This window comes from Thermodesulfobacteriota bacterium, assembly GCA_039028315.1.
GTDB lineage: Bacteria > Desulfobacterota_D > UBA1144 > Nemesobacterales > UBA2774 > CR02bin9.
Genome location: JBCCIH010000255.1, coordinates 1 through 2,341 on the forward strand (window position 1 = coordinate 1; position 2,341 = coordinate 2,341).

Consider the following 2,341-nt stretch of genomic DNA (forward strand, 5'->3'; position numbering starts at 1 on the left):
AAGAAGGACTAAGCTAGAAGCAAACTAACTAAACAAAACAATATTTGAAAACTAACTCCTCTGAATGGATGGTCATCTGTTCAGGGGAGTTTTTATATCAATTCTCATCTTCAGGTTTTTCATTAACAGCTTTTGTGAAAATATCGGTAAGCCACTTTTTGATCTTATCCTGAGAGCCCTTTCCTATTGTTTTTCGAACTTTGCTAAGCGATATAACTGCCTTTGCGGCCGATCTATGCCCTCCGGCGCTGCCAATCTCTGAGAACAGCTCTCTAACTAAGCGACCGGCGCTTTTAACATAGCCTACATTTCTGACAGATATAATTAGATGGGAGTTACCCTGAATACCAAATGCCACCGACCACTCAATACCTTTTACCTGAATGCCGAAATCTGACATCTTTGGTATAAGATATTCTCTTTCAACTCTGCCCACATTGACAAAGAATATTCCATCACTGATCCAGTGATCAGCGAGCGCTTGGCCAAGGGATTTTATCTCGGACGGTGGAACCTCTGCGCGCTCAATTCTTCTAAGCAGTGCCAGGTTAGCGTGAGGATATAGAAATGTGAAAGCCTCAACATCATCGGGGTTAGCATCACGGTTAAGTGTAATAGTATCAGTTTTAATTCCATATAAGAGAGCCGTGGCAAGACGCTCTGATATATCAACCTGAGCTGCTCTAAGGTACTTTGTAAGAATTGTAGAAGTAGCTCCCTCTTCGGCTCTTATCTCTTTAAATTTAGCTTCATAAGAACCCACTAAAGGATGATGATCGATCACTGTATCAACATTTGGAATCTCTTTTCCCCCAAAGAATGGCGGCTGAACGTCGACAAGTGCAATCGAATCAAATTCCTTGAGCTTCTTAAATGAAAGTGCTTCAAGCTCGATCTCCAAAAGTTCAATCATGGCCACGTTCTCAGGGCGTGATATCTTCTCTCCCAAATGTCCAATAATTGCTGTTTGTTTATTTCTTTTAAGAAGTGTCCTAAGTGCAAGCGCGCTGGCAATTGAATCAGGATCAGGGTGATCATGAAGAAGTATTAACAGCTTTTTTGCTCCACCATGAGCTTGGCGAAGCTCTTCAACTCTTAGCTCTGTCATAGCAAGCTTTTCCTCACGCTCGATCTGCTCCGAGAGCAGGCTATGAAAGGCTACAAACCTTACTGAGGGAGGTGGCTCTTTATGCTCATCGCCATTACTTACGATTATAGGAATTTCTGGATACTGCTTGGTTAGTTTTTTTGATATTCTTGGAGTGAAAAAGTTGTTCTCAAGGATGATTAGTGAAAAATGACCTGTCTGATTAAGCGCTTCGTCAAGTGAGCTGACATAAACCACCTCGCCGCGCTTTGAAAAAAGGCCAAGCAAGAGAGAATCAAATTCTCCGATAAATAAATACCTTTTGAGCTCTTTCTCCATCTTCCTACTTTGCCTTCTTTAAGTCTTGTCTATCGCATGCGCTGCTTAAGTCGCTAACAAAGGAAGATAAGTTGTCTAAAAGCTGATCCTTATCTCTTCCGTGCTCTTCGATGATTCTCACAATTGCGCTTCCCACTATGACAGCATCTGCATATTGGGCTATTACCTTGACCTGATCAGGAGAGGAAACTCCAAAGCCAACACCAACAGGAAGACCCGTTGTAGACTTAATCTGATCAGCTAATTTATCAAGCGAATAATTCAAATCAGGCCTTACTCCCGTTACACCAGTCACTGAGACGAGGTATACAAACCCACTTGCGTTATCAGAGACAAGATCAATTCTCTCTGATGTGCTGGTGGGAGCTAGTAGAAAAACAAGGTCTAGGCCCTTTTTATCGGTATGAATTTTAAATTCAGGCGCCTCTTCAGGCGGAAGATCAACAACCAAAACTCCGTCTGCTCCTGCTTCTGCTGCGTCTTGCGAGAATTTCTCAACGCCGTAGTGAAAAAACGGGTTGTAATAGCCAAATAGTATTATTGGCACTTGAGATACTTTTCTGATATTGCGAACAGTCTGTAGGACATCTGCTAGAGTTGTGCCGCCATCAAGAGCTCTCTCTGAGGCAAGTTGTATTGCAGGGCCGTCGGCCATCGGATCTGAAAATGGTATACCAAGCTCTATGATGTCCGCGCCGCTCTCCTCGAGTTTTAGTACAATTTCTTGCGTAATGTCTAAAGACGGATCCCCAGCAGTTATATAAGTTACTAATGCAATTCTTCCGTTTCCATTAAGTTCTTCGAACTTAGTTTTTATTCTATTCATGAGTTTTTATTGTTTTAGTTTTATTGTTTTTTGGAGATAAAGGCCACTAATCACTCGCATCTTAAGCTGGACTTTGTTCATATATGGCC

The 2,341-nt window shown here is 42.1% G+C and carries 2 protein-coding genes; both read right to left on the bottom strand.

Annotated features, from left to right (window positions below):
• Window positions 1-97: 97 nt before the first annotated feature.
• Window positions 98-1,426, bottom strand: coding sequence for a DHH family phosphoesterase (locus tag AAF462_11655; GenBank protein ID MEM7009778.1), 1,329 nt, complete (start codon window positions 1,424-1,426; stop codon window positions 98-100).
• 4 nt (window positions 1,427-1,430) lie between these two features.
• Entirely contained in the window at window positions 1,431-2,252 is an 822-nt protein-coding gene (trpA, locus tag AAF462_11660; protein ID MEM7009779.1) for a tryptophan synthase subunit alpha, read from the bottom strand.
• Between the last annotated feature and the right edge of the window lie 89 nt (window positions 2,253-2,341).

Bases quoted from the DNA above. Each gene is read 5' to 3' on its own strand.
- trpA (MEM7009779.1), bottom strand. From the start codon at position 2,252: ATGAATAGAATAAAAACTAAGTTCGAAGAACTTAATGGAAACGGAAGA.
- AAF462_11655 (MEM7009778.1), bottom strand. From the start codon at position 1,426: ATGGAGAAAGAGCTCAAAAGGTATTTATTTATCGGAGAATTTGATTCT.